The organism is Streptomyces sp. NPDC013157 (genome assembly GCF_042899865.1).
In the GTDB taxonomy this organism is placed as follows: domain Bacteria; phylum Actinomycetota; class Actinomycetes; order Streptomycetales; family Streptomycetaceae; genus Streptomyces.
The window spans coordinates 104,594-129,888 of record NZ_JBIBAK010000024.1 but is presented as its reverse complement, the minus strand read 5'-3'; the positions used below and the strand labels follow the sequence as shown (position 1 = coordinate 129,888).

The 25,295-nt window shown below is 71.7% G+C and carries 25 protein-coding genes; 8 read left to right on the top strand and 17 right to left on the bottom strand.

All coding sequences use genetic code 11. From position 1 onward, the window contains the following. Position 1 precedes the first annotated feature (1 nt). The 4 genes from ACFY6U_RS47020 to ACFY6U_RS47005 all read right to left on the bottom strand — a co-directional run bounded on the left by ACFY6U_RS47020 (position 2) and on the right by ACFY6U_RS47005 (position 4,620). On the bottom strand, positions 2–1,819 hold the full coding sequence (locus ACFY6U_RS47020) for an ABC transporter family substrate-binding protein (protein WP_390048552.1): 1,818 nt from the start codon (positions 1,817–1,819) through the stop codon (positions 2–4). 256 nt (positions 1,820–2,075) lie between these two features. Further along, positions 2,076–3,116: an NUDIX domain-containing protein gene (locus ACFY6U_RS47015; RefSeq protein ID WP_390048550.1), complete on the bottom strand. Its 1,041-nt coding sequence runs from the start codon at positions 3,114–3,116 to the stop codon at positions 2,076–2,078. 144 nt (positions 3,117–3,260) lie between these two features. Beyond that, on the bottom strand, positions 3,261–3,452 hold the full coding sequence (locus ACFY6U_RS47010; protein WP_390048548.1) for a hypothetical protein: 192 nt from the start codon (positions 3,450–3,452) through the stop codon (positions 3,261–3,263). Between the two features lie 214 nt (positions 3,453–3,666). Next, the gene (locus ACFY6U_RS47005; RefSeq protein ID WP_390048546.1) at positions 3,667–4,620 is read right to left on the bottom strand and encodes an ROK family protein; all 954 of its coding nucleotides are present in this window, start codon (positions 4,618–4,620) and stop codon (positions 3,667–3,669) included. Between the two features lie 213 nt (positions 4,621–4,833). Between ACFY6U_RS47005 and ACFY6U_RS47000 the strand changes: the two genes are divergently transcribed. Then, positions 4,834–5,919, top strand: a complete 1,086-nt coding sequence (locus ACFY6U_RS47000) for a LacI family DNA-binding transcriptional regulator (protein WP_390048544.1) — start codon at positions 4,834–4,836, stop codon at positions 5,917–5,919. A gap of 191 nt (positions 5,920–6,110) precedes the next feature. Then, entirely contained in the window at positions 6,111–6,908 is a 798-nt protein-coding gene (locus ACFY6U_RS46995; RefSeq protein ID WP_390048542.1) for a hypothetical protein, read from the top strand. Here the strand turns inward: ACFY6U_RS46995 and ACFY6U_RS46990 are convergent. Both ACFY6U_RS46990 and ACFY6U_RS46985 read right to left on the bottom strand, forming a co-directional pair. Beyond that, entirely contained in the window at positions 6,854–8,749 is a 1,896-nt protein-coding gene (locus tag ACFY6U_RS46990; RefSeq protein ID WP_390048540.1) for a protein kinase, read from the bottom strand. The two genes, ACFY6U_RS46995 and ACFY6U_RS46990, sit on opposite strands and share 55 nt — an antisense overlap. A 102-nt stretch (positions 8,750–8,851) precedes the next feature. Next, the gene (locus ACFY6U_RS46985; protein ID WP_390048538.1) at positions 8,852–10,156 is read right to left on the bottom strand and encodes a DUF6986 family protein; all 1,305 of its coding nucleotides are present in this window, start codon (positions 10,154–10,156) and stop codon (positions 8,852–8,854) included. Between the two features lie 195 nt (positions 10,157–10,351). Here ACFY6U_RS46985 and ACFY6U_RS46980 point away from each other — a divergent pair, with 195 nt between their 5' ends. After that, a complete protein-coding gene (locus tag ACFY6U_RS46980) occupies positions 10,352–11,305 on the top strand; it encodes an endonuclease/exonuclease/phosphatase family protein (RefSeq protein WP_390048536.1) in 954 nt (317 codons plus the stop codon). 78 nt (positions 11,306–11,383) lie between these two features. Here ACFY6U_RS46980 and ACFY6U_RS46975 read toward each other — a convergent pair whose 3' ends face one another. From ACFY6U_RS46975 to ACFY6U_RS46960, 4 genes are all read right to left on the bottom strand, one after another. Further along, the gene (locus ACFY6U_RS46975) at positions 11,384–12,346 is read right to left on the bottom strand and encodes an electron transfer flavoprotein subunit alpha/FixB family protein (protein WP_390048534.1); all 963 of its coding nucleotides are present in this window, start codon (positions 12,344–12,346) and stop codon (positions 11,384–11,386) included. 52 nt (positions 12,347–12,398) lie between these two features. Beyond that, a complete protein-coding gene (locus tag ACFY6U_RS46970; RefSeq protein ID WP_390048532.1) occupies positions 12,399–13,187 on the bottom strand; it encodes an electron transfer flavoprotein subunit beta/FixA family protein in 789 nt (262 codons plus the stop codon). A 241-nt stretch (positions 13,188–13,428) separates the two neighbouring features. Further along, entirely contained in the window at positions 13,429–13,938 is a 510-nt protein-coding gene (locus tag ACFY6U_RS46965) for a flavin reductase family protein (RefSeq protein WP_390048530.1), read from the bottom strand. A gap of 208 nt (positions 13,939–14,146) precedes the next feature. Next, positions 14,147–14,560: a thioredoxin family protein gene (locus tag ACFY6U_RS46960; RefSeq protein ID WP_351501299.1), complete on the bottom strand. Its 414-nt coding sequence runs from the start codon at positions 14,558–14,560 to the stop codon at positions 14,147–14,149. 105 nt (positions 14,561–14,665) lie between these two features. Between ACFY6U_RS46960 and ACFY6U_RS46955 the strand changes: the two genes are divergently transcribed. From ACFY6U_RS46955 to ACFY6U_RS46945, 3 genes are all read left to right on the top strand, one after another. Then, positions 14,666–15,082: a DUF4395 domain-containing protein gene (locus tag ACFY6U_RS46955; RefSeq protein ID WP_390048528.1), complete on the top strand. Its 417-nt coding sequence runs from the start codon at positions 14,666–14,668 to the stop codon at positions 15,080–15,082. Positions 15,083–15,270: 188 nt separating this feature from the next. Further along, the gene (locus tag ACFY6U_RS46950) at positions 15,271–15,999 is read left to right on the top strand and encodes a lysophospholipid acyltransferase family protein (protein ID WP_351501296.1); all 729 of its coding nucleotides are present in this window, start codon (positions 15,271–15,273) and stop codon (positions 15,997–15,999) included. Positions 16,000–16,085: 86 nt separating this feature from the next. After that, entirely contained in the window at positions 16,086–16,499 is a 414-nt protein-coding gene (locus tag ACFY6U_RS46945; RefSeq protein WP_390048526.1) for a hypothetical protein, read from the top strand. A gap of 45 nt (positions 16,500–16,544) precedes the next feature. Here ACFY6U_RS46945 and ACFY6U_RS46940 read toward each other — a convergent pair whose 3' ends face one another. The 4 genes from ACFY6U_RS46940 to ACFY6U_RS46925 form a co-directional block, all read right to left on the bottom strand. Next, positions 16,545–17,144, bottom strand: coding sequence for a transglutaminase family protein (locus ACFY6U_RS46940; RefSeq protein ID WP_390048524.1), 600 nt, complete (start codon positions 17,142–17,144; stop codon positions 16,545–16,547). Positions 17,145–17,313: 169 nt separating this feature from the next. Further along, positions 17,314–18,402 (bottom strand): threonine aldolase family protein, encoded by a 1,089-nt coding sequence (locus ACFY6U_RS46935; protein ID WP_390048522.1) that lies wholly within the window; start codon positions 18,400–18,402, stop codon positions 17,314–17,316. Next, a complete protein-coding gene (locus tag ACFY6U_RS46930) occupies positions 18,381–19,130 on the bottom strand; it encodes an SDR family NAD(P)-dependent oxidoreductase (RefSeq protein ID WP_390048520.1) in 750 nt (249 codons plus the stop codon). The genes ACFY6U_RS46935 and ACFY6U_RS46930 overlap by 22 nt, the downstream gene beginning before the upstream one ends. Before the next feature lie 38 nt (positions 19,131–19,168). Next, positions 19,169–20,566, bottom strand: a complete 1,398-nt coding sequence (locus tag ACFY6U_RS46925; protein WP_390048519.1) for a DUF6421 family protein — start codon at positions 20,564–20,566, stop codon at positions 19,169–19,171. A 413-nt stretch (positions 20,567–20,979) separates the two neighbouring features. On the opposite strand from ACFY6U_RS46925, the gene ACFY6U_RS46920 reads away from it, so the two are divergent. Continuing rightward, the gene (locus tag ACFY6U_RS46920) at positions 20,980–21,663 is read left to right on the top strand and encodes a glycerophosphodiester phosphodiesterase (RefSeq protein WP_390048517.1); all 684 of its coding nucleotides are present in this window, start codon (positions 20,980–20,982) and stop codon (positions 21,661–21,663) included. A 15-nt stretch (positions 21,664–21,678) separates the two neighbouring features. On the opposite strand, the gene ACFY6U_RS46915 is transcribed toward ACFY6U_RS46920, so the two are convergent. Beyond that, a complete protein-coding gene (locus tag ACFY6U_RS46915) occupies positions 21,679–22,218 on the bottom strand; it encodes a GNAT family N-acetyltransferase (RefSeq protein WP_390048515.1) in 540 nt (179 codons plus the stop codon). 124 nt (positions 22,219–22,342) lie between these two features. Here ACFY6U_RS46915 and ACFY6U_RS46910 point away from each other — a divergent pair, with 124 nt between their 5' ends. Beyond that, a complete protein-coding gene (locus ACFY6U_RS46910) occupies positions 22,343–22,735 on the top strand; it encodes a VOC family protein (protein WP_390048513.1) in 393 nt (130 codons plus the stop codon). Between the two features lie 128 nt (positions 22,736–22,863). Here ACFY6U_RS46910 and ACFY6U_RS46905 read toward each other — a convergent pair whose 3' ends face one another. Both ACFY6U_RS46905 and ACFY6U_RS46900 read right to left on the bottom strand, forming a co-directional pair. Further along, positions 22,864–23,460: a MarR family winged helix-turn-helix transcriptional regulator gene (locus ACFY6U_RS46905; RefSeq protein WP_390048511.1), complete on the bottom strand. Its 597-nt coding sequence runs from the start codon at positions 23,458–23,460 to the stop codon at positions 22,864–22,866. Further along, positions 23,457–25,139, bottom strand: coding sequence for an FUSC family protein (locus ACFY6U_RS46900; protein WP_390048509.1), 1,683 nt, complete (start codon positions 25,137–25,139; stop codon positions 23,457–23,459). The genes ACFY6U_RS46905 and ACFY6U_RS46900 overlap by 4 nt, the downstream gene beginning before the upstream one ends. Between the last annotated feature and the right edge of the window lie 156 nt (positions 25,140–25,295).

The following is a 25,295-nucleotide window of genomic DNA, read 5'->3' as shown; positions in this document are numbered from 1 at the left end:
GCTACTTCTTCAGGCCCCACTCGCCGACGTTGTACGGCGGTCCGACGTTGGTGGAGTTGTTGCGCATGTTGACGAACCGGGTCTGCACCGCGAGGAAGGTGGGCTTCTGGTAGAGCGGCAGCACGTAGGCGTCGTTGACCATGATCTGGTCGGCCTGGTTGAGCAGGGCGGCGGCCTTGGTCTGGTCCGTCTCGCCGATGGCCGTGCTGATCAGGGAGTCGACCTGCTTGTTGCTGTAACCGCCGTAGTTGCCGCCGCCTCCGGTCGTCCACAGCTGCTGGGCACCGCTGATCGCGAACGGCGAGGCGACCCAGGCGAAGACGATGATGTCGTACTGGTGGCCGGCCAGGACCGTGCCGAGGTCGGCGGCGCCGATCGGCTTGATCGTGACCTTGATCCCGAGGTTGGCGAGGTCGCTCTGCAGGATCTGGCACTCGCTCTGCCGGATCTGGTTACCGGTGGTGTAGCGGCAGTTGAAGGGCCCGACGGCCTTGCCGTCCGGGGTCTTCAGGGCGGTGCCGACTCCGGTGAACCTGGCGTCGGTGAGGTACTTCTTGGCCTTGGTGAGGTCACCCGAGCCCTGGCCGCTGGCGCTGACCACGTCCTTGTAACCCGCGGTCCCCGGGACGAAGTTGTGGTTGTAGAGCTGCTTCACGCCGGGATCGAACTGGGCGACCGTCTTGGCCATGATGTCCTTGACGCTGATGGCCGTGAACATCGCCTGCCTGAGGGCCAGGTACGTGCCGATCACCGGGTTGTGCAGGTTGAGGTCGAAGTGCTCCCAGGTCAGCCCGCTGCCGATGGTGTAGGTGACGTTGGGGATGGCCTTGACCTGGTTGACGAGGTCGACCTCGGGCTGCGGGTAGATGCCCTGGACCTCGTTGTTGCGCAGCGCGATCGGCTCCTGCGTGGCGTCCGAGATGACCTTGAAGATCAGCCTTTGCAGGGTGGCCTTCTTGCCCGTCCACTTCGGGTCGGGCTCGTAGGTGGCGTGGTCGTTGTCGACCCACTCGGTCATCTTGTACGGGCCCGCGGTCGCGTACTTGGTGGGCGGGTTCTTCTGGAAGTACTGCCAGCCCTGGGTCATCTGGGCGGCCGTCATGTGGGCCGCGTCGCCCGCCTTGGTGCCGGAGACCTTCTCGGCGACGTGCGCCGGGTAGAACGGGTAGCCCGCGCCGAACAGGGACTTCCAGTCGGCGTAGGGCTTGGCCATTACGACGGTGACGGTCTTGCCGTTGTCGGAACCGGTGACCGACTTGATGCGGTCGTAGCCGGCGGTGCTCTCCGGCAGGCAGCCCTTGGTCTGGGTGGAGTCGCTGGCGGGCGGCGGCGGGCAGTCCTTGCCGTCGTTGGTGCGCCAGTAGTAGACGAAGTCGTCGGCGGTGATCGGCGTGCCGTCGTTCCAGGACGCCTTGGGGTTGATCTTGTAGACGAGGGTCTGCGGACTGGCGCTCGTCTGGGTCGCCGAGGTCACCAGGTCGGTGTTGAGCTTGACGCTGAAGTCAGGCTGCGGGACGAAGACCTGGGGCAGCACGGGGCTCAGCGCCTCGGCGTTCTCGAAGGTGTTGCCGTTGGTGTCCTGCACGTTCCACTGCTGGACGTTCTTCTCGATGACGTAGGTGAACGTGCCGCCGGCCTTGGTGGTGCCGGAGTTGCAGGTGTCCGCCTTGCCCTGGGTGGCGCAGGACGTGAGACCGGCCGAGGTGCCCTTGCCGCCGCCGCCCCCGCCGCCTCCCCCGCTGCTGCAGGCGGCGAGCGCCAGGACGAGCCCGGCGGCCAGTGCGAGTCCCCTTGTGAGGGCCGAAGAATGCGCGCGCATGTCCCTCCTTCAGCCGGCTGTCGTCCGGCCTGTGCACGGCGGCCAGCGGCCGCGAGGAAGTTGAGCTGCGCACCGACGTTAGAACGCTTGTGTACCTTCTTCACGTTCTTGTTCATACCGGGACGGCGACAATTCACCCTCGTTTTCCCCTCGGAACCTTCCACCCCGCGCAAAGTCCCCTACACACCCCCCGGAAATGTCAAAGTCCCCGCCAACACCTTGGATGCGGCGAGGACTTGACGAATCATCAGGAATTTCAACCGACCGGGACTCCGGCCTCCAGATAGAGCGCGGCACCGCGCTCGCGGGCCCGCAGCGCCCAGCGGAGCCGTTCGTAGCGCACCGGCGGCAGCAGGTCGGCGGCCTCCTGCTCGGTGACGAACCGCCAGTCCCGCAGCTCCGGCCCCGGCAGCACCAGCCGCCCGGCCTCGGCGGAGTCCAGCCGACCGCCGTCGAAGAGCAGGCGCAGACCGCCGTAGCGGGGTGGCGCGGGCTGCTCCCAGTCGACGACGAGCAGCCCCGGCAGCTCCTCCAGCCGTATCCCGGTCTCCTCCTCGACCTCCCGTACGCCTGCCCGCGCGGGGGCCTCACCGGGCTCGACGACACCGCCGGGGAACTCCCAGCCGGCCTTGTAGGTGGGGTCCACGAGGAGGACGCGGTTCTGTTCGTCGAAGAGGAGGACGCCTGCGGCGACGGTCTCGGCGGTGGGTTCGGGGGTTTGTACTATGTCACATACCGCCACTTCGCCACTGCCCACCGCCCCCGCGATCCGCACCGCCGTCTCGTACGGACTGAGCGCACTGGTGTCGACGAGATGCGCGTCGGCGCTGATCCAGGAGGCGAGGGCGGCGCGGTAGGGCTCGATCTGGTCGTACGACCACTGCCGGATCCGTATCTCTCCGTCGGGCAGGTCGGGCGGGATCTCCCGGCCGGCTATCCGCTCGCGCAGGATCGTTTCCGCCGGGGTGAGGCACAGGTGCCGGACGGCGATCCGGCGGGCGGCGAGGCCGCCGAAGATCTCGTCGCGGTACTCCTGGCGCAGCAGCGTCATCGGAACCACCAGGGTTCCGCCCAGCTCCGCGAGCATCGCGGCGGCCGTGTCGATCACCAGCCGGCGCCAGATCGGCAGATCCTGGAAGTCGCCGACCTCGGCGAGGTGCTTGGCAGGCAGCAGGTGTGTCAGTGCCCCGCCGACGAGCTCGGGGTCGAAGAGCGTGCTGTTCGGGATCAGTTCGATCAGTTCACGTGCGGTGGTGGTCTTACCCGCACCGAACGCGCCGTTGACCCAGACGATCACGGACTCCCCCTCTTCTGTTGGCCCCCTGTGGCTTGCCCGCTCCACACTGCCACGGAAACCAGTTCCCGTTGAGGGTGCGCAAACGGAGCGCCGGTGTCCCCTGCCCGGAACACCGGCACCGTCGTCCGCTCGGGCTCCGCCGGGCTACTCCTGCCCCAGGAAGTCCGGGTCGGTCTGGAAGCTGTCCTCGCCGACCACGTGGCCGACGTGCTCCAGGGTGTCCGAGACGTGCAGGTCGTCGAGCGGGCCTTCGTCGGCCGCATGGGACGGGGTGATGGCGGCCACGACGAATCCGGTGGCCAGGCTGGCGATGGCGAGCATGCTGCGCTTCTTCATGCCCGTTTCAACTGCGCCGGCGGCCGGGGGTCACGGGCGTACCCGCGAGGGGAGCAACGCGGCGGGCCGGAGCGGAAACCGGGCGGCCGCCGATCCGGACACCGGACGACCGGCCACGGCACGTCCGCCCGCAGCCCGGGGCGGCCGGTCCGGAACCCCGGCCGACCCGGCCTGAACGTTCCTGCGCGGCCTGACGACCGGCGTCGGACCGCCGTCAGACCCCCGCCGCCTCCGCGTCCGGCCTGGCGGCCAGCGCGGCCGCGGCGGCGCCGACCAGACCCGCGTCCGTACCCATCTGGGCCGGTACAACCGTCAGGCGCTGGACGAAGGAGAGGGTCGCGTAGTCGGTGAGGGCCTTGCGCAGGGGCGTGAAGAGGATGTCCCCCGCCTTGCCGACGCCCCCGCCGATCACCGCGATGTCGATCTCGACCAGGGTCGCGGTGGCCGCGATCCCGGCCGCGAGCGCCTGCGCGGCCCGCTCGAAGGAGGCGACGGCGACCGGGTCGCCGGCCCGGGCCGCGGCCGCCACCGCCGCGGCCGAGGTGTCGCCGTCGGGACCCGGCCGCCAGCCGCCCTCCAGCGCGCGCCGGGCGATGTTGGGGCCGCTCGCGATGCGCTCGACGCAGCCGCGCGACCCGCAGGGGCAGGGATCCCCGTCGAGGTCGACGCTGATGTGGCCGATGTGACCGGCGTTGCCGGTCGGGCCGGGGTGCAGCTTGCCGCCGAGCACCAGGCCGCCGCCGACGCCCGTCGAGACCACCATGCACAACGCGTTGTCGTGGCCGCGGGCCGCGCCCTGCCAGTGTTCGGCGGCCGTGATGGCGACGCCGTCGCCGATCAGCTCGACCGGCAGCCCGCCGGCGGCCGCCCGCACCCGCTCCACGAGCGGATAGTCCCGCCAGCCGGGCACGTTGACCGGGCTCACGGTGCCGGCGGAGGCGTCCACCGGGCCCGCGCTGCCGATCCCGAGCGAGCCGGCCCGCCCCCACAGAGGTGAACCGGCGAGTTCGCCGACCACCTCCTCGACGGCCCCCATGACCGTCTCGCCGTCCTGCTGGGCGGGTGTCGCGCGCTGGGCGCGCGCCTGGATCCGTCCGTGACCGTCCACCAGCGCGCCGGCGATCTTGGTGCCGCCGATGTCGAGGGCCGCCACGAGGTCGGTGTGCATCAGAGTCAGTTCTCCCCGTCAACCATGATTAGCCGAGTGACACAACAGGCCGGTCAAGCGGTGGGGGCGCAGGCCGGAGATTGCGGTGGACAGTCTCCCTTGCATCTGACAACGTTGTCCAGGCTCTATGCTCGACGCCACATCCTCATACAAACCCACGAGCCTGTGTATCCCTGATACAAACCCATGAGCCCAGACGCAATTCGTGAGCCCATGCATCCCGTGGACGACAGGACAGGACGCCGCATCGTGCCCGACACCTCCCGCCGCGCAGACCGTCTCCCCGGCTCCCGTTACGGGACCCGGCCGACGATGAAGGACGTGGCGGCGCGGGCCGGTGTGGGCCTCAAGACGGTGTCCCGGGTGGTCAACGGCGAGCCCGGGGTGACTCCTGACACCGAGCGCCGGGTCCAGGAGGCGATCGACGCGCTGGGCTTCCGCCGCAACGACAGCGCGCGGGTGCTCCGCAAGGGCCGCACCGCGAGCATCGGCCTCGTCCTGGAGGACCTCGCCGACCCGTTCTACGGCCCGCTCAGCCGCGCGGTGGAGGAAGTGGCCCGGGCGCACGGGGCGTTGCTCATCAACGGCTCCAGCGCCGAGGACCCGGAGCGGGAGCAGGAGCTGGCGCTCGCGCTGTGCGCGCGGCGGGTGGACGGCCTGGTGGTGATCCCGGCCGGGGACGACCACCGCTATCTGGAGCCGGAGATCAGGGCGGGCGTGGCGACGGTGTTCGTGGACCGCCCGGCCGGGAAGATCGACGCCGACGTCGTGCTGTCGGACAGCTACGGCGGTGCCCGGGACGGGGTCGCCCACCTGATCGCGCACGGCCACCGCCGGATCGGGTTCATCGGCGACATGCCCCACATCCACACGGCGGCCGAGCGGCTGCGCGGCTACCAGGCGGCGATGGAGGACGCCGGGATAGCCGTCGAGGACGCCTGGACCTCCCTCGGCGTGACGGACCCGGAGCGGGTGCGCCGGGCCGCCGAGGAGATGCTGGCGGGGCCGGACCCGATCACCGCGATCTTCGCGGGCAACAACCGTGTCAGCGTCACCGTGATCCGGGTCCTTGCCGAACAGGCCCGGCCGGTCGCGCTCGTCGGCTTCGACGACATCGAGCTCGCCGACCTGCTGCACCCCGGCCTCACGGTCGTCGCCCAGGACGCGGCCCTGCTCGGCCGCACGGCCGCCGAACGGCTCTTCCGCCAGCTGGACGGCACCCTCATGGCACCGGAACGCATCGAACTGCCGACCCGGCTGATCACCCGTGGCTCGGGCGAGCTGCCCCCGGCGGACTGAGCCGCGCATGACGGATCGGACGCTCACAGGACCGGGCAGCGCGGCCACCGGCCGGACGTTCGCCGGGGCGAGCCGCCGATGACCGGCCGTACGCGCGCGGCGTCGAGCCGCCGGGCGACCGGACGGGCGTCCGCCGAACCGAGCCGGACGACGGCCCGGGCCTGCCCCGCGCTCGCCGAACCGAGCCGCCCGTGACCGGCCGTACGCTCGCCGAACTGGGCCTCGACGAGGCGCCGCGGGACCATCCGCTGACCTATCCCGGTGTCTGGCCGACCGACTCCGGGCTCCTCGACGGCGACCGGCTGCTGCCGCTCGACCGTCTGGTGCACGACGGGGACCGGGTGCCGGTGCTCGCGGTCGGCTCCAACGCCTCACCCGCCCAACTCCAGCACAAGATGGCCGAGTCCGGCGTCACCGGCCCAATCCCCATGGTGCGCACCCGGGTGAGCGGCCTCGACGTCGGCGTCTCCGCCCATGTCAGCCGCCTCGGCTATGTCTCGGCGTCCCCGGTCGCATCGCCTTCGGCGGCACGGGAGTTGTTCGTCCTCTGGCTGGACGACCGGCAGCTGGGGGTGGTCGACGCGAGCGAGGGGGTACCGCTGCCGAACGGCAACTTCGAGCGGGCCTGGCTGCCCGCACCGGCCGTCCGCGCCACTCTCGCGGACGGCACGACGCTCCCCGGCGTCCACGCGTACGTCAACCGGCACGGCGTACTGCACGACGGCACCGGCGCGCCCCGCCGCCACCCCGGCGAACACGCCCTGCTCACCGAACTCCTCGCGGAGTCGCACGAGTTGAGAGAGCTGTTCGGCGTCACGCCCGAGCAGTTCTGCGCGCGGGCACGGGCCGACTCGGCGCTGTGCCGGCGGGGCACCCGGCTGTTCGCGGAGCGGAAGTGGGCGGTCGCGTCGGGACTGGAACGGTACGTCCGCGCTCAGCAGACGGGAAGTCCGGGGAGCGGCTCGTCGTTCCCGCCGCCCTTGATGTAGACGTCGCTGATGTACACGCCGGTGTTGCCCTTGTCGTCGTCGGTCTCGGCCCACCAGACGTTGGTCCGCTGCCCGTGGGTCTCCCGGCGGCCCAGGTCGACCTGGCAGGAGAACGAGTGGGCGCCCTGGCCGACCCTGCCCACCTTCACGCCGTCGGCGGTGTAGGACTTGGCGCCGCCGCTGCGCACCTGACAGGTGTACGTGCCGTCCCCTGCGGACTGGCAGACCGGGACCACGGTGGTGGCCGTTGCGGTGGCGGGAGCGGTGGCCCCGGCGGTGCCGGAACCGCCGGAGGAGCTGGGGCCGGAGGTCTGCGCCGCGGACGGCGTGGCGGAGGCGCGGTCCGCCGGGGTCGCCGGTTCGCCCCCGGGGGCGTACGTGGCACCGGTGACGGGTACGGCAGCCGTCTCCTCGCCCTGCCCCACGGGATCCGCCCCGGCCTGATGTCGGGCACCGGTGCCGCGGGCGCTCTCCGAAGCGCCGGTCACGGTCGGGGCGACCGGCCCCGCGTCCGTCCTCGCCGTCTGGCCTCTGTCGTTCCGCAAAGCGACGGTCAGCCCGGTCGCCGTGAGGACGACGGCGACGGCCACCACGACGAGCCGCCGGGCCCGGCGGCGGCTGCGGTCCGGGCGGGCGGGGCTCATCGCGCCGTCCGGGGCGCCGGGCCGGAGCGCGGGCTCTAATCTTCGGGCGGGTACGAGGCCGGCCCCCGGGGTTCCGGCTCCCTCGGCGAGTCCGGCGGCGGGTACCGGGGCGAGCTGTCCGGCGTGCTGCGGAGCGGGCCCCTCGGCGGACTTCTCGACCCGTGCGCCGTCAGCACCCCGACCGGCCTCCGGGTCCGATCCCTCGCTTGCCCTCTCGTCGGTCCCCTCTCCGGCTCCTGCGACAGGTCCGTCTCCCGGAGCCGGCGCCGCCGCCCCGGACCCGTTCTCCTGCCGCGCGGGCTCCCGCTCCCGCAGGAGAGTCGTCGGCGTGTCCGGGACCGGCTCCAGCGCCACCGCCCGCAGCAGCCCGCAGGCCTCCTCGGCGTCCGGGCGGGCGTCGGGAAGCTTGTCCATCAGGCGCCGCAGGACGGGGGCGAGCGGGCCGGCCCTGCGGGGCTCCGGGAGGGGCTCGTCGACGATCGCGGTGAGCGTCGAGAAGGTGGACGTACGGCGGAAGGGCGAGGCGCCCTCCACGGCGGCGTACAGCGCCGCGCCGAGGGCCCAGATGTCGGAGGGCGGCCCGGGGGCCGCGCCCTTGGCCCGCTCGGGCGCCAGGTAGTCGAGGGAACCGACGAGTTCGCCGCTGCCGGTCAGGTTCGTGGCGGAGCCGTCACCGGGATCGGCCATGGTGGCGATGCCGAAGTCGGTGAGGACGACCCGGCCCGAGCGGTCGAGGAGGATGTTGCCGGGCTTGACGTCGCGGTGCAGGACGCCGACCCGGTGGGCCGCGGCCAGGGCGTCCATGACCTCGGCGCCGACGCGGGCGGCCTCCTGCGCCCCGAGCGTGCCGCGCTCGCGCAGCAGGTCGTCCAGGGAGGGGCCGTCGACCAGTTCCATGACGATCAGCGGGCGGCCGTCGACCTCGGCGATGTCGTGCACGACGACCACACCGCGGTGTCGTACCCGGGCGGCGGCCCGCGCCTCGCGCTGCATGCGCAGCCGCAGATCGGCCAGTTCGGGTCCGGCGCTGTCGGTGTGGGCACGCAGCTCCTTGACGGCGACCTCACGGCCGAGGACCTCGTCGACGGCGCGCCACACCACACCCATACCACCGCGCCCGAGCCGGGCCACGACCCGATACCGCCCTGCCAGCAGGCGACCGGTCCCGTCAGCCTGTCCGTACGAACCCGACACCACAGCCCCGATCCTGAACACGTCCCCGAATGGCGCACCAGAGTACGGGGCGATGACAGGGTCGGTTCAAGTCGGCGGGGAAAGCCGTGACTTGACCGGTACGCGCTACTTCCCCGAGGCCGTCAGATCGCCGCGCCGGGGCATCGCGAAGCCCTCCAGATCGGCCCGGGTCAGACCGGTCAGCCGGGCCACCTCGCCGTTGTCGAGGGCACCGCAGTCCAGGCCGCGCAGCAGGTAGCCGCCGAGGGCCTTGGCGGTGGCGGGTTCGTCCATGACGTCGCCGCCGGCGCGGCCGGCGTACCGGGCGAGCCGGGCGGCCGCCTGCTCCAGGCCCTCGCGGTAGAAGGCGAACACGGCCGCGTACCGGGTCGGGAGGTGGCCGGGGTGCATGTCCCAGCCCTGGTAGTAGGCGCGGGCCAGGGCGCGCCGGGTCAGACCGTAGTGCAGCCGCCAGGCGTCGTGCACCTTCGCCGTCGGGCCGACCGGCAGGACGTTGGTGGAGCCGTCCGACACGCGTACGCCCGTACCGGCGGCGGCGACCTGCATGACCGCCTTGGCGTGGTCGGCGGCCGGGTGGTCGCTCGCCTGGTGGGCGGCGGAGACCCCGAGGCAGGCGCTGTAGTCGAAGGTGCCGTAGTGCAGTCCGGTGGCGCGGCCCTCGGCGGCCTGGATCATCCGGGCGACGGTGGCGGTGCCGTCGGTGGCGAGGATGGACTGACTGGTCTCGATCTGGATCTCGAACCCGATCCGGCCGGGCTCCAGTCCGTGGGTCTTCTCGAAGGCCTCCAGGAGCCGGACCATCGCGGTGACCTGTTCGGGGTAGGTCACCTTGGGCAGGGTCAGCACGAGCCCGCCGGGCAGTCCGCCGGCCGCGATCAGTCCGGTGAGGAAGATGTCGAGGGTGCGGATGCCCCGGTCGCGCACCGCGGCCTCCATGCACTTCATCCGGATGCCCATGTACGGCGCCGCGGTGCCCTCGGCGTACGCCTCGGCGATCAGCCGGGCGGCGCGGGCGGCCGCCTCGTCCTCCTCGGCGTCGGGGCGGGGGCCGTAGCCGTCCTCGAAGTCGACGCGCAGGTCTTCCACCGGCTCCCGCTCCAGTTTGGCGCGGACCCGGGAGTGGACGGGCTCGGCGAGGTCGTCGGGCAGGCCGAGGACGGCGGCGAACGCGGCGGCGCCGGGGGCGTGTTCGTCGAGGGCGGCGAGGGCCCGGTCGCCCCAGGAGCGGATCGTCCCGGCCGTGAAGGCGTCGCCGGGGACGTACACGGTGTGGACGGGCTGGCGGGTCCCCGGATCACCCGGATAGCGGCGCTCCAGTTCGGCGTCGACGGGTGCGAGGGAGGCGCTGATCTCCTCGCTGACGGCACCCGCGAGGCTCGTCGCCACCTTCTCCTGCCGGCCCTGACCCATCCCAGACCCTCCTGTTTTCCACTGTACGGAATCAACAATCCGTTGAATGAAGGTATCCGGGCGCCTTCGGGGCGGTCAACACCGTGTCCACGGGGCGACACGCCCCCATCTGGGCATGTTCACGCTCATCACACTCCTGGGTATCACACTGCTCAACGCCCGCCCGTCCGGCTTGTGCCCCCTGAAGGAGCCGTCGTGCCGAACCAGCGCCGAGTCACCCGCCGGCTGGGACTGCAGGCCCTGTTGGCCGCAGCGGTCACCGTGCCCCTCTCCAGTGCCGCGATCACCTCCTCCTCCGCCTCCTCCGTCTCCGCCACCGGATCGCGGGCCCGCCGGGTCGCGACCCTCGCGGCACCGGCGCGGCCGGCGCCCCGCCTCGACGTCATGACCTTCAACCTGCGGTACGCCAGCACCGCCGAGCCCAACAGCTGGGCCGACCGCCGCCCGGTGATGGCCGAACTGCTGCGCCGCGCGCAGCCCCAGGTCATGGGCACCCAGGAGGGTCTCTACCAGCAGCTGCGCGACATCGACAGCGACCTCGGACCGCACTACGACTGGGTCGGCACCGGCCGCGAGGGCGGCAGCCGGGACGAGTCGACCGCCATCTACTACGACATCCGGCGCCTGGTCCCGCTGGAGCACTACACCTTCTGGCTCTCCGACACCCCGGAGGTCATCCGCTCCAACACCTGGGGCGCTGCCTTCCCCCGCATCGTCACCTGGGTCCGCTTCCGCGATCTCGCCGACGCCGGGCGGGAGTTCTACGTCGCCAACACGCACTTCGACCAGAAGAGCCAGTACGCCCGCGAGCGCAGCGCCACGCTCCTGGTGAAACGGATCGCGGAGTTCGACCCGAGGCTGCCCGTCGTGGTGACCGGCGACTTCAACGCCTATGCCCACCGGAACCGGGCCTACGACACCCTGGTGGACGCGGGGCTCGTCGACACCTGGGACGCTGCGGAGCACCGCGGCCCCCAGTACGCGACCTTCCACGGCTACCACCGCCTCAAGCCCGACGGCGACCGGATCGACTGGATCCTGACCTCGCCGGGCGTGACCACGCACCGGGCGACGATGGACACCTTCTCGATGCACGGTCAGTTCCCGAGCGACCACCTGCCCGTGCAGGTCTCGCTGAGCCTGCGTTGAACCGAGGCCGTGCCCGCACGGCGAGGCCCCCGCGACCGGTGTCGGTCGCGGGGGCCTCGGAGTGCCCGGCGGCGGCGATCAGCCCTTGCGGGCCTTGACCTCGTCGGTGAGCTGCGGGACGACGTCGAAGAGGTCGCCGACCACGCCGAAGTCGACCAGCTCGAAGATCGGGGCCTCCGCGTCCTTGTTGACCGCGACGATGGTCTTCGAGGTCTGCATGCCCGCGCGGTGCTGGATGGCGCCGGAGATGCCGTTGGCGATGTACAGCTGCGGGGAGACCGACTTGCCGGTCTGGCCGACCTGGTTGGTGTGCGGGTACCAGCCGGCGTCCACGGCGGCACGCGAGGCGCCGACGGCCGCGCCGAGCGAGTCGGCGAGGGCCTCGATGATCGCGAAGTTCTCGGCACCGTTGACGCCACGGCCGCCGGAGACCACGATCGCGGCCTCGGTCAGCTCCGGACGCCCGGTCGACTCACGCGGGGTACGGCCGGTCACCTTGGTGCCGGTCGCCTTCTCCGAGAAGGTCACCGCGAGGGCCTCGACCGCACCGGCGGCCGGGGCGGCCTCCACGGCGGCGCTGTTGGGCTTGACCGTGATGACCGGGGTGCCCTTGGAGACACGGGACTTGGTGGTGAAGGACGCGGCGAACACCGACTGGGTGGCCACCGGGCCCTCCTCGCCGGCCTCCAGGTCGACGGCGTCGGTGATGATGCCCGAGCCGATGCGCAGTGCCAGACGGGCGGCGATCTCCTTGCCCTCCGCGGAGGACGGGACCAGCACGGCGGCCGGGGAGACGGCGGCGACGGCGGCCTGCAGGGCGTCGACCTTCGGGACGACCAGGTAGTCGGCGTACTCCGAGGCGTCGTGGGTGAGGACCTTCACAGCGCCGTGCTCGGCCAGCGCGGCGGCGGTGTCGGCGGCGCCGTTGCCCAGCGCGACGGCGACGGGCTCGCCGATGCGGCGGGCCAGGGTCAGCAGCTCCAGGGTGGGCTTGCGGACGGCACCGTCCACGTGGTCGACGTAGACGAGGACTTCAGCCATGGGAATGCTCTCCTGCTTGGATCAGTTGAGGGGCGGTCAGCGAGTGCTGGGCTCAGATGAACTTCTGGCCCGCGAGGAACTCGGCGAGCTGCTTGCCGCCCTCGCCCTCGTCCTTGACGATCGTGCCCGCGGTACGGGCCGGACGCGCGGTGGCGTCCTCGACCGCGGTCCAGGCGCCCTCCAGGCCGACCTCCTCCGCCTCGATGTCGAGGTCGGACAGGTCCCAGGACTGAACCGGCTTCTTCTTGGCGGCCATGATGCCCTTGAAGGACGGGTAACGCGCCTCACCCGACTGGTCGGTCACCGACACGACCGCCGGCAGGGAGGCCTCCAGCTGCTCGCTGGCGGCGTCGCCGTCGCGGCGGCCCTTGACCGTGCCGTCCTCGACCGAGACCTCGGAGAGCAGGGTGACCTGCGGGACACCCAGACGCTCCGCCAGCAGGGCCGGGACCACACCGGCGGTGCCGTCGGTGGAGGCCATGCCGGAGACCACCAGGTCGAAGCCGGCCTTCTCGATCGCCTTCGCCAGCACCAGCGAGGTGCCGATGGCGTCGGTGCCGTGCAGGTCGTCGTCCTCGACGTGGATCGCCTTGTCCGCTCCCATCGAGAGCGCCTTGCGCAGCGCGTCCTTGGCGTCCTCGGGACCCACGGTCAGGACGGTCACCTCGACGTCGTCGTCCGAGTTCTCCGCGATCTGCAGCGCCTGCTCGACCGCGTACTCGTCCAGCTCGGAGAGGAGACCGTCCACGTCGTCACGGTCGACGGTCAGGTCATCGGCGAAGTGCCGGTCGCCAGTGGCGTCGGGCACGTACTTCACAGTGACAACGATCCTCAGGCTCACGCCGGCTCTCCTACTGCATCGTCTCTTCTGGGCTGCCTCTTGCAGGCAGCATAGGCGCCTCAAGCGGCTCATCCCGGTCGGGGCGGCCGCGCGCTCCGAACGAAATATTACTCACCAGTACACTCAGTTCATGCCCGCTAAGCAAGCGCTTTGAACTGTGACCTTCGCAACGCAGCGTAACCGGAACTCGACGCGTTCGCAGAACGAGTGGCATGTGATTCCCGGAACCGAGGACGTGTGATCAGTCCCGCAGTCCGTTGAAGCCGCCCTGGTGGTACAGGAGCGGGCGGCCGGCGCGGGAGGAATCGCCGACGAGCACCTCGGCCAGCACGATCCGGTGGTCACCGGCCGGCACGCGTGCCGTGACCCGGCACACCAGCCACACCAGTACGTCGTCGAGGACCGGGACACCCGCATGGCCGTCGCGCCAGTTGGTGGGCGCCCCGAACCGGTCGGCGCCGCTGCGCGCGAAGGTGGCCGCGAGCTCTGCCTGGTGCTCGCCGAGGATGTGGACGCCGATGTGCTCGGCGGTGGATATCGCGGGCCAGCTGGAGGCGCCCGTACCGACGCCGAAGGAGAGCATCGGGGGCTCGGCGGAGACGGAGGTGAGGGAGGTGGCGGTGAAGCCGACCGGGCCGTGGGCGCCGCGCGCGGTGATCACCGCCACACCGGCCGCGTGCCGCCGGAAGGCGGAGCGGAGCAGGTCGGGAGAGGCGAGCTGAGGGATGCCGAGGTCGGGCGTGGCCGTCATGGAGTTGTCCTTCTGCGGGAGGCGGTCGTCGGGTCCGGAGCTGCTCAACAGCCCGGACAGCGCGCGCTCGCGGTGCGGGCCAGGTCCACATGGACCCGCCCGAAGAGAAGGAGTTCCTGAGGCATACGGTCAGGCTGACGATAGGTGGCGCGCCCAGTCAAGTACGTTCCGGCATATGGGAGGTGCCTCACCGTCATCGGCATCGCCGTCAGACCGCCTCGCCCAGCGCCGCGATGACGTCCGCCTTGCGGGGCTGTCCGGTGGCCCGGCGCACCACCCGGCCGTCCGCGTCGAGCACCAGCACGGTGGGGGTCTTGAGGATCCCCAGCTCGCGTACGAGGTCCAGGCGGGCCTCGGCGTCGATCTCGACGTGGGTGACGCCGGGGACCATCCCGGCGACCTCGCCCAGCACTCGCCGGGTGGCCCGGCAGGGGGCGCAGAAGGCGCTGGAGAACTGCACCAGTGTGGCCCGTTCGCCCAGTTCGCCGCCGAGTTCGGCCGCCCCGAGCCGCTTGCCGTCGTCGCGCCCGCGCACCCGTACCCTCCCGCTCCGCCGCCTGTGCAGCACTCCGTAGACGCTCGCCGCCGCGAGCACCGCCACGCACACCACGAGTCCGGTCATCACCGGACAAGGATCCACGAGAGGGCTCACCACCGGGAAAAGCGTTCACAAGACTGCAAAGATTCCCGGCTCCCCTGCCGGCCTGCGGGGCGGAATCCTTGGTTCATGGACATCGACGCACGTGGGCCGCGGTTCGCGGCGGCCGTGACGACGGTCGTACTGGCCGCCGCACTCATCACCCGAAGCCCCTGGATCCTCGCCTGGCAGACGCTGGCGTTCGCACTCGGCGCGGCCGGTGGCGTGACCCGCTCGCCGTACGGCTGGGTGTTCCGGACCGCCGTACGACCGCGCCTGGCTCCCCCGGCGGAGTTCGAGCCGCCGGAGCCCCCGCGGTTCGCACAGGCGGTCGGGCTGGTCTTCGCGGGGCTCGGTCTGGTCGGATTCACGCTGGGCCCCGCGTGGTTGGGCCTCGCGGCGACCGGGCTCGCGCTCGCCGCGGCCTTCCTCAATGCGGCGTTCGGGTACTGCCTGGGCTGCGAGATGTTCCTGCTCATGCGGCGGTTGGCGGCCCGCCCGGAGTAAAGGCGCGTTAAAAGCGCGAGGTGGATCAAGGGACCCAACGTGACGAGAATCTCGCCGCGCCGGGGCACCAGGGCTGGCTCCCCGTCCGTTCTTCGGGCACGATCTGCGAGACGCCGTAAACCTACGGCTCCGTAACTTCCCGCCGGGAGCCCCTTTCCCAGGCAGAGCAGAAAGGGTCCGCCCCGCCCATGGCAGAGCTGGTCTACCGTCCCGTCATCGGTTTCGCCAAGACGCTGTTCAAGGTCTGGGACCTCAAGATCGACTGCCAGGGTTCGGAGAACATCCCGCGCTCGGGCGGTGCCGTGCTGGTGAGCAATCACATCAGCTACCTGGACTTCGTCTTCGACGGCCTGGCGGCCCTGCCGCAGAAGCGTCTGGTGCGGTTCATGGCGAAGGAGTCGGTGTTCCGGCACCGGATCTCCGGCCCGCTGATGCGCGGGATGAAGCACATCCCGGTGGACCGCAAGCAGGGCGAGGCCGCCTACCAGCACGCGCTGGACTCACTGAGGTCCGGTGAGATCGTGGGCGTCTTCCCGGAGGCCACGATCTCCCAGTCCTTCACGCTGAAGAGCTTCAAGTCGGGCGCGGCACGCCTGGCCCAGGAGGCCGGCGTCCCGCTCGTGCCGATGGCCCTGTGGGGGACCCAGCGCATCTGGACCAAGGGCCAGCCGCGCAACTTCAAGCGGAACCACCTGCCCATCACCATCCGGGTCGGCGAGCCGGTCGACGCCCCCAGGGACCAGTACGCGGGCGCCATCACCCGCCGGCTGCGCGAGCGCGTCCAGGAGCTGCTGGACGCGGCCCAACGCGCCTACCCCGCCCGCCCGAAGGACGCGGCCGACACCTGGTGGCTCCCCGCCCACCTGGGCGGCACGGCCCCCACCCTGGACCAGCTGAAGGCCGCAGAGGCGATCTGAGGGCGGGCCGCACCGGGGCCCGCCCGCGGCTTCCCTGAACTTCATGCACCTGCCATCATGCAAGGTGGCCGCGCGTCCGGAGTGCCTTGGGGAGCGGCATCAAGGCCGCGACGGTACCGCAGCTCGACCCGCTGCAGTCCGAACTCCTCACCTTCACCGCTCCGTTCGTCGAGGCCAGGATCCAGCTGATGCCCGCACTCGACGGACTCACCCCTGCCAACGAGTGGGCGCGCATCGCCCCCACGCTGCGCCGCTCGGCCCCCAAGTGGTGCTCGATGGCGGCCGATCCGCTCGCGCTCTACGAGATGCCGGGCATCGTCCGCAGCAAGGCGCACCGCGTCGACGGCGCGATCCGCTCGCACCAAGCGGGCAGCGCCACCGCCCTGGACCCCGCCGCCCACTCGGCCGTACGGCTCCTGCACCGGGAACTCGGCGATCTGGTCAACGAGTTCTCCCGCGCGCTCAGCCGACTGGCCAAGCGGGGCATGGGCGTGATGTGAGGAAGCGGACCGGTACCACGGGGCGACCGAGCCGCCGGACAGCCCCTAGAGGGTGCCGGGGAGCGTCTTCCAGAGGTACGGGCGGTCCGGCGCCGCTTTGAGGGCGCCGAGCACGGCCGGATGAGGTTCGGCGTGCAGGACCGGATAGTCCATCTCGTCGGACCGAGGGTCGGGGACCCAGGCCAGCCGTTCGCCGTCGAGGGAGAACCGGGCGTCGACTCCCGGTTTGTTGCCGCGCGGGTCCTGCCGGTGCCAGGCGCCGTTGAAGCGGACGGCGACCAGGCCGTGCACGACGTGACCGCCACCGGCGTCGCCGTCGTGCGTCAGGCGCTGGTAGCACAGGGCCGTGGGGATGTCCTCGGCGCGCAGCAGGGCGGCCAGGGCGTGGGCCTTGGCGTGGCAGATGCCGGTGCGCCGCTCCAGCACGTCCGAGGCCCGCCAGGTCACGCGCAGGTCGCCGGCGTCCTGGGAGTGCGGGATGGTGTCCCGCACGAACTCGTACGCGGCGCGTGCATAGTCATACGAGTCGTCGACTCCCGCGGCCAGCTGGGCAGCCGTCTCCCGGATCCGGGGATGGTGATGGTCGATGGCCTCGTCGGCGCCCAGGTAAGCGGAGAGGTCGGCGGTGTTCTGGATCAGCTCCATGCCCGCAGAGCATAGGAATGCGATCACCCGAGCGTCAATGACTTTTCAGATCACCGCATATCTATGCAACGTTGGGAGCTCTGCAGCGCCCCGTAAGGGGCGCGGGGAACCGCGCGACCGGCCACGACGGCGCCGCAGCCGACAGAACACGGCGCTCCCGGCGGAGCCCTCAGCGCGCCATCTCCTCCTTGAGCGCCGCCACGAACGCGTCCACATCCTCCTCCGTCGTGTCGAAGGCGCACATCCAGCGCACGTCCCCGGCCGCCTCGTCCCAGAAGTAGAACCGGAAGCGCTTCTGCAGCCGCAGGCTCACGTCGTGCGGGAGCCGCGCGAAGACGCCGTTGGCCTGCACCGGGTAGAGGATCTCCACGCCGTGCACGGCCCGGACGCCCTCGGCGAGCCGCTGGGCCATCTCGTTGGCGTGCCGGGCGTTGCGCAGCCACAGGTCCTTGGCGAGCAGGGCCTCCAACTGGACCGACACGAAGCGCATCTTGGAGGCGAGCTGCATGGACAGCTTGCGCAGGTGCTTCATGTGGCTGACGGCGTCCTGGTTGATCACCACGACCGCCTCGCCGAACACGGCGCCGTTCTTGGTGCCGCCAAGGGAGAGGAGGTCGACGCCGACGGCGTTGGTGAACGTGCGCATCGGGACGTCCAGGGAGGCCGCCGCGTTGGCTATCCGGGAGCCGTCCAGGTGCACCTTCATGCCGTGCGCGTGGGCGTGCTCGCAGATCGCGCGGATCTCGTCCGGCGTGTACAGGGTGCCCAGCTCGGTGCTCTGGGTGATGGACACCACCTGGGGCATCGCGCGGTGCTCGTCGTCCCAGCCGTACGCCTGCCGGTCGATGAGGTCAGGGGTGAGCTTGCCGTCGGGGGTGGGCACGGTGAGCAGCTTGAGGCCGCCCATGCGCTCGGGGGCCCCGCCCTCGTCGACGTTGATGTGTGCGCTCTCGGCGCAGATCACCGCGCCCCAGCGGTCGGTGACCGCCTGGAGCGCGACGACGTTGGCGCCGGTGCCGTTGAAGACCGGGAAGGCCTCCGCGGTGGCCCCGAAGTGACTGCGGACGATCCGCTGGAGGTTCTCGGTGTACTCGTCCTCGCCGTACGCCACCTGGTGGCCGCCGTTGGCGAGGGCCAGGGCGGCCAGCACCTCGGGGTGGGCGCCGGCGTAGTTGTCACTGGCGAAACCGCGGACCTGCGGGTCGTGGTGGCGACGCGCGTCGGTCCTGGGAGGGTTTACGGCTTCTCGGTCAGCCACAGACGGTTTCCGTTCACTTCGGCGGCGGACTTGCTCCAGACGCCCTCGATGGCCTCGGCCAGGTCCTTGACGTCGGTGAAGCCCGCGAACTTCGCGTTGGGACGCTCGGCGCGCATCGCGTCGTGCACCAACGCCTTGACCACCAGGATGGCAGCGGCGGAGGTCGGACCCTCGGCGCCCCCGGCCTTGCGGAAGTAGTCGGCCAGCGCGAGCGTCCACGCCTCGGCGGCGGCCTTGCCCGCCGCGTACGCGGCGTTGCCCGCGGTGGGCCTGCTCGCGGCCGCGGCGCTGATCAGGACGTACCGGCCGCGCTCGCTGCGCTGCAGCGCCTCGTGGAAGGCCAGGGAGGTGTGCTGCACGGTCTTGACGAGCAGCAGCTCCAGGAAGTCCCAGTCGTCGAGGCTGGTCTTGGTGAAGGTCTCGCTGCCGCGCCAGCCGCCGACCAGGTGCACCAGGCCGTCGACGCGGCCGAAGTCCTTCTCGACGTGGGTGGCCCAGTTCCGGGTGGACTGGAGATCGAGCAGATCCACCGTGTCACCCGTGACACTCGCGCCGCCGGACGCGTAGCGAGCCGCGTCCACGGCCTCCGAGAGCCGTTGCGGATCGTTGTCCGCCCCTACAACGGTCGCGCCCGCCTCCGCCAGGCGCAGCAGCGTCGCCCGGCCCGCCGGTCCGCCCGCCCCGGCCACCGCGATGACCGCACCACTGAGAGACCCGTTGCCCGCCATGTGCATCCCCTCTTGAGCAGTGTTCCGCCGCCGGTCGCTCACGCGGCGACCGGCTCGGCGCTGTCCGCCGTGATGCCGCGAGTGGCAGCGATCACGTTCTTCAGTTTCTTGGACAGGGCCTCGTAGAACATGCTCAGCGGAAACTCGTCCGGAAGCACGTCGTCCACGAGCTTGCGCGGCGGCAGGGCCAGGTCGAGGGCGTCCGGGCCCTTGGCCCACTTCGAGCCGGGGTGCGGGGCGAGGTAGGTGGCGACCAGCTCGTACCCGGCGAACCAGTGGACGAGCTTCGGGCGGTCGATGCCGTCCTTGTACAGCTTCTCGATCTCGGCGCACAGCTGGTTGGTGACCTGCGGGGCACGCTCCCAGTCGATGGCGAGCTTGTTGTCGGTCCAGCGGACCACGTCGTGCTTGTGCAGGTAGGCGAAGAGCAGCTGGCCGCCGAGCCCGTCGTAGTTGCGGACCCGGTCGCCGGTGACCGGGAAGCGGAACATGCGGTCGAAGAGCACCGCGTACTGGACGTCACGGGCCTGCGGGACGCCGTCGGCCGCCAGCTTCACGGCCTCCTTGAAGGCGGTGAGGTCGCAGCGCAGCTCCTCCAGGCCGTACATCCAGAACGGCTGGCGCTGCTTGATCATGAACGGGTCGAACGGCAGGTCGCCGTGGCTGTGGGTGCGGTCGTGGATCATGTCCCACAGCACGAAGGCCTCCTCGCAGCGCTTCTGGTCGTGGACCATCGCGGCGACGTCCTCGGGGAGTTCGAGGCCCAGGATGTCGACGGCCGCGTCGGTGACCCGGCGGAACCGGGCGGCCTCGCGGTCGCAGAAGATGCCACCCCAGGAGAATCGTTCCGGCGCCTCGCGCACGGCGATGGTCTCGGGGAAGAGGACGGCCGAGTTGGTGTCGTAGCCGGCCGTGAAGTCCTCGAAGGTGATGCCGCAGAACAGCGGGTTGTCGTACCGGGTGCGCTCCAGCTCGGCCAGCCAGTCCGGCCAGACCATGCGCAGCACGACCGCCTCCAGGTTGCGGTCCGGGTTGCCGTTCTGCGTGTACATCGGGAAGACGACCAGGTGCTGGAGGCCGTCCGCACGGCCCGCGGCGGGCTGGAAGGCGAGCAGCGAGTCGAGGAAGTCGGGCACCTGGAAGCCGCCGACGGCCCAGCGCCGCAGGTCCGTCACCAGCGCCTGGTGGTAGTCGGCGTCGTGCGGGAGCAGCGGGGACAGCTCCTCGACGGCCTCGACGACGCGCCGTACGGCCGCCTCCGCGTCGGCCCGTGCGGGCGCGCCCTCGGCGTCGAAGTCGATCGCCCCGTCCTTCGACTGCCATGGCCGGATCCGTTCCACGGCATCCTTGAGCACGGGCCACGCCGGGTGCTCGACCACCCTGGTCACGGGAGGAACCTGCTCCTCCGAACCCACCTGCACAAGAATTTCCGTCATGACCCATCCTCCACGGGAGAAGCTTCCGTTAGGACACCGTATGCATACGGGGTTTCTCCCAGCAAGGGGGCCTTCGGGAAATTATCCTGCGCCATCCCGCCTTCGCCGCGCTTTTTCCTGTCCGAAACCGTGAAGGCGCTCACATTCACTACATCCCGTGACGTGGCGTCAGCTCCGGCGGACCGCACGGATCCGGCCGGTCAATGCACGAGGGGACGCGCCCACCACCGGGTGACCGCCGACCGGGGCACGGGCCAGGTGCCGCGCACCCGGCACACCAATCCCCCCGTGTACGTACGGGTTCATCGCGTCGGGCGGCCATTAGGCTGCGCCCAGCCGCGTGGACAGCGACGTCCGTCGTACGGTCCGCGCGCCTGCACCCACCGCCGCCGTCGACGGAAGCGAGTTGAATCTTGAACTTCCTCACCATCGGTCACCGCGGAGTGATGGGCGTCGAGCCCGAGAACACCCTCCGTTCCTTCGCCGCCGCCCAACAGGCCGGCCTCGACCTGATCGAACTCGATCTCCACCTGAGCAAGGACGGCGCCCTGGTCGTCATGCACGACGCGGAGGTGGACCGCACGACCGACGGCACCGGCCCGATCGCCGAGAAGACCCTGGAGGAGCTGCGCGGACTGGACGCGGGCCGGGGCGAGCGGGTGCCGGTGTTCGAGGAGGTCCTGGACGCGGTACGGACGCCGTTGCAGGCCGAGATCAAGGACGTGGCCGCGGCCCGGGCGCTGGCCGAGGTCATGCAGCGGCGGGACCTGGTGTCCCGGGTGGAGGTGTCCTCGTTCCACGACGAGGCCGTCGCCGAGATCGGCCGGCTGGTGCCGGGGGTGCGGACCGCGCTGATCGCCAGCCGCTACGGCCCCGACGTGGTGGAGCGGGCCCAGGAGGCGGGGGCGGCGACCGTCTGCCTGAACATCCGGCGGCTGACCCTGGAGGTCGTCGAGCACGCCCGCAAGGCGGACCTGCGGGTGATCGGCTGGGTGGTGAACACCCAGGACCAGCTGCGGCTGGTGCGCGCGCTGCAGCTGGACGGCGCGACGACCGACTACCCGGAGATCAAGCGCACCGCCCGCTTCACGGCCTGACCACCGGCCCGCACCTCACACCAGCGGCTTCACCAGGAGCTCGAACCGCAGGTCGTCGCGGAGCGGAATGCCGAAGCGCTCCTCGCCGTACGGGAACGGGGTCGTCTTTCCCGTACGGCGGTAACCGCGCCGCTCGTACCAGGCGATGAGGTCGTCGCGCACCGAGATCACCGTCATGTGCATCTCGGTCACGCCCCAGCCCTCGCGCGCCTGGCGCTCCGCCTCGGCGATGACGACCTTGCCCAGGCCGGCGCCCTGGAGGGCGGGGCTCACCGCGAACATGCCGAAGTAGGCGTGGTCGCCGCGGTGTTCGAGCTGGCAGCAGGCGACGACCCGGCCGTCCCGCTCGACGACGAGCAGCTTGCCGTCCGGCGCCTTGATCACTTCGAGGACGCCCTCGGGGTCGGTGCGCTGCCCCTCCAGGATGTCCGCCTCCGTGGTCCAGCCGGCCCGGCTGTCGTCGCCCCGGTAGGCCGACTCGATCAACGCGACCAGGACGTCCACGTCGGCGTCGGTGGCGTCGCGGAAGGTCGGTCCGGCGACGGCGTTCTCCATGGGCGGGTTCTCCGATCTCAAGCGCTACTGAGCCGGCCCCGAGCCTATCCCCGCTCCCCCGCTCCCCTTCCCGGCGCCCGCGCCATCCGGCTCCCGCCTCGGCCTGCCACTACGCTCCGGTCGCATGGTGCATGTACTGAGCAGCCGTACGCTGATCCGCCCCACCGACCCCGAGCGGTCCCGCGCCTTCTACGGGGAGCAGCTCGGGCTCGCCGTCTACCGCGAGTTCGGGGAGGGCCCGGAGCGCGGCACGGTCTACTTCCTCGGCGGCGGGTTCCTGGAGGTCTCCGGGCGGTCGGACCTCCCGGCCCCGCCGGACGTACAGCTGTGGCTGCAGGTCGCGGACGTCTCGGCGGCGCACGAGGAGCTGGTGGCGAAGGGCGTCGGGATCGTGCGCCCGCCCGTGAAGGAGCCGTGGGGCCTGGTCGAGATGTGGATCGCCGATCCTGACGGCATCCGGATCGTGCTGGTGGAGGTACCGGCCGACCACCCGCTGCGCTATCGGCCGGGGATCTGAGCGGCTGCGGTTCGGCAGCGCCCCTTCGGGGCGCTGAGGGAGGAACTGCGCGACCGGCCACGACGGCGTCGCAGTCGGCAGACGGCATGTCGCGGCACTTCCAGCGGAGCGCTTGGCCGAGCCCGCGGTCAGGCCCGCAGCGCGCCCATCCGGCCCTCCAGCCGGCCCAGCAACTCGGCCAGGAGTCCCGCCAGTTCACCCTGGCCCTCGGGGGCGAGGACGGACAGCACGGCCGTCTCGTAGGCGAGTTGCTCGGGCAGGATGCCGTCGACGAGGTCGCGGCCCGCGTCGGTCAGGCGCAGGTGGGCGACCCTGCGGTCACGGGCGTCGCCGCGCCGCTCGACCAGGCCGCGTTCGGTGAGCTGCTTGAGGCGTTTGGTGACGGCGGCGCCGGAGGAGAAGGTCTCCTTGGCGAGTTCGCTCGGGGTCAGCTCGTGGCCGGTGCGGCGGAGCGCGCCGAGCAGGTCGAACTCGGGGCGGCTGAGGCCGGCCCGGCGCAGCGGGGCGTCCTCGGACTGCTGGAGGAGGGCGGCGCAGCGGTTGATCCGGCCGATGACCTCCATGGGACCCGTGTCCAGCGCCGGATGGACGCTCCGCCACTGCCGGACGACGGCCGCGACCGTGTCGTCCCTGCCGAGGCCTCTGCCGGCGCCTCTGCCCACACCTTCTCCCGGGCCCGTGCCCGCGTCGCTCTCGGCCGCCGGTCGTCCGTTGGTCGCCGTCATGGCCGTACGTCCTCCGTTGTCCTCGCGCCGTCCCAGGAGTGCGTTCCCTGGCGTCGTACCGTCGCGGCGAGCGTACGGTGTCCGGACTGCTCGGCGAGCACGACCCGCTCCTGGGGCAGCGCGCGCTGCCACCACTCGCCGGATGCGGCGTCGGCCGTGGCGCGCAGGTCGGCCAGGGCCGCGGACAGGGTGCGCCGGGCTGCCTCCAGGGCGCGCGGGGCCGGCTGCGGCCCGGCGAGCAGGCGGGCGGCCTGTTCGCGGGCCTGTTCGACGCCGGTCAGGGCGTGTTCGATGCGGTCGCCGGCCCGGCGGTTGGTGACGACGACGGCGGTGGCGAAGCCGACGAGCGCACCGACCAGGGTGTCCACGACCCGCTCGGTGATCAGCTGCCCCGCGTCCTGGGTACGGGCGAACTCGGTGACGAGCAGGGCCATCGGGGTGACGCAGACGCTGCCGAGCCAGTAGTTGCGGCCGATCAGCGCCTCGGCGCCGAAGTTGAAGGCGAGGCAGCACAGCACCAGGGCGGCCGGGTGGAGGTGGGCGAGCGGCACGACGGCGGCGAAGACGAGGACGCCGAGGAGGTTGCCGACGACGCGCTGGACGCCCCGGCTCCAGGTGAGGGTGACGTTGGCCTGGTAGAGGGAGGCGGCGGTGACCAGCGCCCAGTAGGGGCGCCCGACGCCGAGGGCGAGGGAGGCGTAGCCGGCCAGGGCGCAGCCGAGCGCGGTGCGGACGGCGAAGGGGGCGAGCGGGCCGAGCCGGCGCCACAACGGGGGCTGCGGTACGTCGCGTTCGGCGTCGACGCCGAGGAGGTCGTCGTCAGCACCGGCGACGCGCGGGACGCGTCCGGTGCCGCGCAGGGCGCGGGCCCAGCCGCGCAGCAGCGCCGGGTCGGCGTCGGCCGGGGCGGCGAGGGCGACCTCGGCGCGGACGACGAGGTGTTCGAGGGCGCGCCGGGTGCGGTCGGTGCGGGCGCCGGTGGCGAGCAGGGACTGCCAGGCAGCCTGGACGGCGGCGGCCGCGGCGGCGCGGGCCCGGTCGTGGCCGTCGCCGGTGCCGGACGCGGAGCCGGAGCCGGTGCCGTGGGCGGCGGCGTAGGCGGCGGTGGCGGTGAGGGCGTGGGCGGTGGCCCGGCGTTCGGGGCCGTGCGGGCGCAGCAGCCCGGGGGCCATGCCGACCAGCCAGGCCCAGGCGCCCGCCGCGAGGGCGAGGCCGACATGGCCCGGCACCTGGCCGAGGGTCTGCGGGGCGAACAGGGAGGCGGAGCTGATGAAGGTGAGGACCACGTTCCCGGGCGGCCCGACGCGGGTGGCGTCGCAGAGGACCTTCTGCACCGCGGCCATGAGCGCGCCGACGGTGACCAGGACGACGGCGTTCGTGGTGAGCGAGGCGGCGGTCAGCGCGACGGCGAGGCCGCCGGCCATGCCGAGGATCACCCGGGCCAGGGTGCGGGCGCGTGCCGGGTAGGGGCGGTTGTGGCCGTAGAGGGCGCACAGCGATCCGGCCATCGTGTACATCGCCAGGTCGAGGCGGCCGAGGGCCAGCAGGGCCAGGTTGGGCGGGGCGACCGCGGCGACCACGCTGCAGGCGGGCTTGAACCAGATCTCGGAGGGCCGGCCGAGGCGCAGCACACCGGCGAGGGGCAGACGGCGGGTCGTGGTGGGGGTCGCGGTGCTCATACCCATAAATTTAGCATGTGTTTTATCAGTAAAGCATCTTCGAACAGTCCTGGTCACAGGCTGTGCTCCGGCGAATGCTCCCCGTGTACACCCTTGCGCTCGCGTGCGCGCCGTTCGGCCGGGGCATCGCAACCATCGACGCGACGTCGAGCGGGG

Bases quoted from the DNA above. Each gene is read 5' to 3' on its own strand.
- ACFY6U_RS46910 (WP_390048513.1), top strand. From the start codon at position 22,343: ATGGTGCATGTACTGAGCAGCCGTACGCTGATCCGCCCCACCGACCCC.
- ACFY6U_RS46925 (WP_390048519.1), bottom strand. From the start codon at position 20,566: ATGACGGAAATTCTTGTGCAGGTGGGTTCGGAGGAGCAGGTTCCTCCC.
- ACFY6U_RS46900 (WP_390048509.1), bottom strand. From the start codon at position 25,139: ATGAGCACCGCGACCCCCACCACGACCCGCCGTCTGCCCCTCGCCGGT.
- ACFY6U_RS46905 (WP_390048511.1), bottom strand. From the start codon at position 23,460: ATGACGGCGACCAACGGACGACCGGCGGCCGAGAGCGACGCGGGCACG.
- ACFY6U_RS46930 (WP_390048520.1), bottom strand. From the start codon at position 19,130: ATGGCGGGCAACGGGTCTCTCAGTGGTGCGGTCATCGCGGTGGCCGGG.
- ACFY6U_RS46950 (WP_351501296.1), top strand. From the start codon at position 15,271: ATGGCAGAGCTGGTCTACCGTCCCGTCATCGGTTTCGCCAAGACGCTG.
- ACFY6U_RS47005 (WP_390048546.1), bottom strand. From the start codon at position 4,620: ATGCACACCGACCTCGTGGCGGCCCTCGACATCGGCGGCACCAAGATC.
- ACFY6U_RS46975 (WP_390048534.1), bottom strand. From the start codon at position 12,346: ATGGCTGAAGTCCTCGTCTACGTCGACCACGTGGACGGTGCCGTCCGC.
- ACFY6U_RS46955 (WP_390048528.1), top strand. From the start codon at position 14,666: ATGGACATCGACGCACGTGGGCCGCGGTTCGCGGCGGCCGTGACGACG.
- ACFY6U_RS47010 (WP_390048548.1), bottom strand. From the start codon at position 3,452: ATGAAGAAGCGCAGCATGCTCGCCATCGCCAGCCTGGCCACCGGATTC.
- ACFY6U_RS46915 (WP_390048515.1), bottom strand. From the start codon at position 22,218: ATGGAGAACGCCGTCGCCGGACCGACCTTCCGCGACGCCACCGACGCC.
- ACFY6U_RS47000 (WP_390048544.1), top strand. From the start codon at position 4,834: ATGCATCCCGTGGACGACAGGACAGGACGCCGCATCGTGCCCGACACC.
- ACFY6U_RS46940 (WP_390048524.1), bottom strand. From the start codon at position 17,144: ATGGAGCTGATCCAGAACACCGCCGACCTCTCCGCTTACCTGGGCGCC.
- ACFY6U_RS46985 (WP_390048538.1), bottom strand. From the start codon at position 10,156: ATGGGTCAGGGCCGGCAGGAGAAGGTGGCGACGAGCCTCGCGGGTGCC.
- ACFY6U_RS46965 (WP_390048530.1), bottom strand. From the start codon at position 13,938: ATGACGGCCACGCCCGACCTCGGCATCCCTCAGCTCGCCTCTCCCGAC.
- ACFY6U_RS46960 (WP_351501299.1), bottom strand. From the start codon at position 14,560: ATGACCGGACTCGTGGTGTGCGTGGCGGTGCTCGCGGCGGCGAGCGTC.
- ACFY6U_RS47020 (WP_390048552.1), bottom strand. From the start codon at position 1,819: ATGCGCGCGCATTCTTCGGCCCTCACAAGGGGACTCGCACTGGCCGCC.